The sequence below is a fragment of the Mucilaginibacter sp. genome (assembly GCF_028287845.1).
Classification (GTDB): domain Bacteria; phylum Bacteroidota; class Bacteroidia; order Sphingobacteriales; family Sphingobacteriaceae; genus Mucilaginibacter.
Genome location: NZ_JAQBOW010000039.1, coordinates 1 through 4,558 on the forward strand (window position 1 = coordinate 1; position 4,558 = coordinate 4,558).

At 37.4% G+C, this 4,558-nt stretch carries 5 protein-coding genes; 2 read left to right on the forward strand and 3 right to left on the reverse strand.

Translation table 11 applies throughout. The annotated features are described in order from the left end of the window. The coding region (locus JWP71_RS03670; protein ID WP_299497272.1) for a glycosyltransferase family 4 protein at window positions 1-696 on the forward strand (696 nt) is incomplete at its 5' end. Here JWP71_RS03670 and JWP71_RS03675 read toward each other — a convergent pair. The 3 genes from JWP71_RS03675 to JWP71_RS03685 are packed head-to-tail and all read right to left on the reverse strand — an operon-like array spanning window position 672 to window position 3,675. After that, entirely contained in the window at window positions 672-1,769 is a 1,098-nt protein-coding gene (locus JWP71_RS03675; protein ID WP_299497274.1) for a glycosyltransferase family 4 protein, read from the reverse strand. The two genes, JWP71_RS03670 and JWP71_RS03675, sit on opposite strands and share 25 nt — an antisense overlap. A gap of 6 nt (window positions 1,770-1,775) precedes the next feature. After that, on the reverse strand, window positions 1,776-2,897 hold the full coding sequence (locus JWP71_RS03680; protein ID WP_299497276.1) for a hypothetical protein: 1,122 nt from the start codon (window positions 2,895-2,897) through the stop codon (window positions 1,776-1,778). Continuing rightward, window positions 2,884-3,675, reverse strand: a complete 792-nt coding sequence (locus JWP71_RS03685) for a class I SAM-dependent methyltransferase (RefSeq protein WP_299497278.1) — start codon at window positions 3,673-3,675, stop codon at window positions 2,884-2,886. Before JWP71_RS03685 ends, JWP71_RS03680 begins: the two co-directional genes overlap by 14 nt. 345 nt (window positions 3,676-4,020) lie before the next feature. Between JWP71_RS03685 and JWP71_RS03690 the strand changes: the two genes are divergently transcribed. Further along, window positions 4,021-4,558: RagB/SusD family nutrient uptake outer membrane protein (locus JWP71_RS03690; protein ID WP_299497280.1), on the forward strand; the 538-nt coding region annotated here is incomplete at its 3' end.

Sequence of the window (4,558 nt, forward strand, 5' to 3'; positions counted from 1 at the left end):
GGGCAGGATGCAAGGCCGGGTAATAAATACGTTTACCGCATAATGCCCAATGGCGATAATTTAATAGCCTTGTCTGACTACCTGGTAAATGAGTTTAAAAAAAATTATGGTATAACACCAAAGCATCTGGTTCCGGGAGCTGTAGATACCTCTTTGTTTAAACCATTATTAACCGAAAGGGATATTGACATCTTAGGAGTAGGTTCATTAATACCTTTAAAGCAATACAAGCTATTTATTGAGACTGTAAAGTTTTTGAAAGGTGTTTTGCCCGACATTAAAGCGGTTATATGCGGTAAAGGGCCAGAAATGGATAGGCTCAAAGCTATGGTGCTCTCTTATCAACTGGAAGAAAATATAACCTTTAAAGGCGAGGTATCTCATAACGGGGTTTTAGAATATATGCAGCGGTCAAAAATTCTGCTTCACCCATCTAAATATGAGGGTTTTAGCACTGTTTTGTTAGAAGCATTATATGCCGGCGCGCATGTTGTTTCCTTTTTTAGTCCGATGAAAACCCCATTCAGGCACCATCATATTGTTAATGATCCGGATGAAATGAACTATGAGGTTTTAGTATTGCTAACTAATACACACAGGAGCCACGAGCCTGTGTTGATAAACGAGATGAAGCAAACAGCAACAAGCATTGTTAATTTATTTGAAAGCAATTACAAAGAAGCCGCAATGTTCTGAATTTGTTTGGCAATAGCCTCGAAAGAAAGATTGGATTTAAAATAAGCGAGGGCCTTTTCCCGCTGCTTTTTTATATTAATTTGTTGTGTTTGTATCAAAGCCGCCAATAGCGCGGTTTCGTTTCCGGCTTCATATAATAAACCGATGTTGCCATCATCAGTTATCATCCTGAAGGAAAAGATATCAGTAACAACTGGAATACATCCGCATGACATCGCTTCGCAAACGGCAGTGCCGCTACCTTCATAATGTGAGCCCGAAATTATAAAGCAAGCGCTGTTATACCAATATAACAGTTCATCATGCGGCACTTTTCCTAACAGTTTTATAGCGGCCGCATTGGGTTCATGGCCCAATATGGTGTTTATTTCATCCAATAGTTCTTCGGTATGATAGATCATAAATAACCGGGCGTTTGGGTTTATTGCCAAAAACTTCAAAAAGGTTTTTATTACGTTTAATGGATCTTTGTTTTGGTCTAATCGGCCAACCCATAAAAATACAGGGTCGCCTTTTGCCTTGGTTTTTAATAAAGCATCTTCTTTATTTATTGGATAAAATACAGAAGATACTTCCATTACTTCGTGTATTTTTTCGGGTGATGTTAGATTGCCTTTGGTTATCCAATCTAACCCCATATTTTTTGAAGCAAATAGGTATGCGTTAACAGATTTTTCGGCCAGCCGCTGTAAATATTTTTTTATGCCGCTAAATGGTTTTTCCGCATGGTTTTGTATGATGATCTTTGGTTTATTACCAAGCATAAAACGTAGCAGCATTACCTGTAATGGAAAATGCAAACTTTGTATAAATACTACATCTGGTTGTAATTGCTTTATATAACGGTTTACTTTTAAAAGCGAATAGGAAGCCGGAGCAGCAAACCGTTCAAATTTATAATTCACGCCATCTTTAAAATACTCTCCTTTATAAGCAATTTGTTCTATGCTTATAACATCATTATCAATAGCCAGAGGAGCTAAAATGCCTATATACATTTTTATGCGATTTAGCCAGGCCTCCGGGTCATTATACGTTTTGGTTACAACATAACTGGCAAATACAAATCTCATACAATATTAATTGCTTGTTATTGGGAAAATAGCCGCCGGGTAAAACTCCGTTATTTGTTTCATTAACCCCGGTAAATTGCCTTGTACATATTTACAAGTATCATTTATATATATTTTGCTAAAAGCCGAAAGATCAATATGGGTTAACTGTTCAAGCATTGTCGCATCAAAAAGCTTGATGCTGTCTTCATAAACAACCATTAATATATCTGCCGGGTTGGTAGAAAAAAAAGACTCAAAACCTGTTTCCTTCTTTCTCTTATTGGCCACCACAACATATCCATTATAAAGGCTATTTGTTTGCCAGCTACCGGCACTTGTATGGAGGGAGCTGTACAATTCGCTATCGGTTAGCATTTTTGTTTTGCGGGCAAGTCGTATATGGTCCCAAATATTCCAACTGCCTGTTAGTGTTGAATCTGTACCAAACAAAATGGTGGTATTTTTTTTTAAGTAATTGGCAGGTGCTGTTGTATTTAGCAGGAAATAGTTTGATGCCGGGCACCATATTAACGCTTCAAATTTTTTGGCCTGTTGCTCAGACATAGCCACACCATGTACACCAATTAATTTTTTATTCAGCAGGTTCCAATGTATCAGCTCATCAATTTCATGATTTGATAACTCATCGGTACCCTCGCCTACATGAATTACTACCGGCAGTTTTCTTTTTAGCGGATTGTTAAGTTTTGTCTTCCACCGCTTTTCAAATTGTACAGAATGCAGGCTATGGCATTGCTCCACATTAATAGGCGGGTCATTTATGGTTAATGGTTCGCCATGATTTACTACTGTAGTAACACCACATAGCAGGTTTTTAAATATGCCCCAATTTATACGTAATTCCAGCGGAACTTTTAAAACGGCAGCTATCTCCTCTTTATAATTTTCATGAATATATTTCCCCCATTCTGTATAATTGTTATATATACGGTTACCTAGTTGCGGAAATAAATTAAAGTCTAAATGATCATGCGAATTAACCAGGCCGGGAAACACCAGGGCATTATCAAATGTTAGTTGTAAAGCATCGGCTGTTGCATCTTTTACAGGCGCCATTTTGCCGCTTTTGATCTGTACACTAACCGGGCCATTACCTGCAATAGTTGTAACATTATTTAATATCATAGCCTCTTCTTAAATGGATGCCATATATGATGCGCGAGTCTTTAAATTTCTCATACACCGGTAAAGCATTTTTAGCGGCATAATAATGCTTTACAGATTCATCAATTTTTCTTTCAAGCTTATTAACTATGTGGAAACCATTTTTCAATAGTATACTTTCAATATCATACACATAGTGTACAAAGTTTAGTATGGAAATACTATTGCTATTATGCTGAAAAGTTCTTTTGCCGCCAAATGCCAGCGCGTTTGGGTGAAAATCAGTTATAATAATATCGCCTTGAGTTTTTAATATACGGCACCATGCTCCCAAAGCCTCTTCAATATTTTCAATATGTGCAACTGTAAGGGTTGATATAATTATATCATAGGTGGATTTGGCAGTATCAGAAAAAAAGTTATCTGTAATTTGGTTGGTTTTAGAGCCGGGAAACTTTTGCTCCAGGCGCTTAAGCATTCCGGCCGAAACATCAAACCCCGTTATGCCGGCAGGATTATCCGCTAAAAGTTTGGGCCAGTGCCTTCCTGTACCGCAACCTATATCAGCAATCTGCTTACCGGTTATATTTACTTCTTTCAACAATTCGGCAAATACAGATTCGTCCAAGTCCAGCATCAGGTTACCTTGTTGTACATCATAATTTTCTGCCCATAAATCGTAAGCCTCAACAGATCCTTTTTCTGTTACGCTATGAGCAGAGAAATTTTTTTGTATGAATTTTTTAAGGGCCGTTATCATATTGTTTAATGGATTTATAGACGCAATAACTGGATTCATAAGATTTATAATGATGTTGAAAATGCAGGCTTTATAATATAATAAGTTACGAGTCGGCATTTATAAAGGTTGCCCCTGCATATTTATTTCAATATTTAATAGGTGTTTATTTTATAAGGTGGGCAACCTTTATTTAATGCAGGGCGTAATTAATTTAATAATTGTGTATAACGATTAGTTTTAATTTCTCGATAGCGATGGGTTTCAACTCATCGCTATTAATAACCGATAGTAAAGAGGTAGTGCTTTTTCATCCAAAATATTGGATTCTATTATAAAATTCAATGGTTATTGATATAGCCATTAACCCAATTTTAAAACTTACAACAAAAAGAACCTAAAGAAATGAAACAGATTAAAATTGTATTACTAATGGTAATTTTGACAGGGCTATGTTCCTGCCGGAAGAACCTGTTGACTGTACAGCCAACTAATTTGCTTACAGCCGACCAGATCGTAAGTAACGATGCCTCTATTACGGCTTACTTCGCGTCATTATACCGTGATATACCGATGGAGGACTTTAACTTTGTGAAGGGAATATTTTATACCTTCCCTGATGGCGGCGGCAGGTATCTTGCCAACTATGATGATGAAGCGTTAAACGGATTTAATCTGGACTCAAAACCGCTCATCGGTGATAACGCGAGTGCTAACAATACCATTTATGATGAAATTTACAAAGCGATACGTAATGTAAACACGTTCATCCAGTTGGTTAGCGCCACCAATAATTTCCCTGCACCGCAACAGGCCCAATACATTGCAGAGGCAAAGTTTATCCGTGCTTACTATTACTACGGCCTGGTTAAATATTATGGCGGTGTGCCGCTTGTGCTTGACATTCCGGCAACACCAATACCATTGCCAAGAAACAAGGAGT

What these genes read in the sequence shown, in the direction of transcription:
- JWP71_RS03675 (WP_299497274.1), bottom strand. Translation starts at nt 1,769, where the DNA reads ATGAGATTTGTATTTGCCAGTTATGTTGTAACCAAAACGTATAATGAC.
- JWP71_RS03680 (WP_299497276.1), bottom strand. Translation starts at nt 2,897, where the DNA reads ATGATATTAAATAATGTTACAACTATTGCAGGTAATGGCCCGGTTAGT.
- JWP71_RS03685 (WP_299497278.1), bottom strand. Translation starts at nt 3,675, where the DNA reads ATGAATCCAGTTATTGCGTCTATAAATCCATTAAACAATATGATAACG.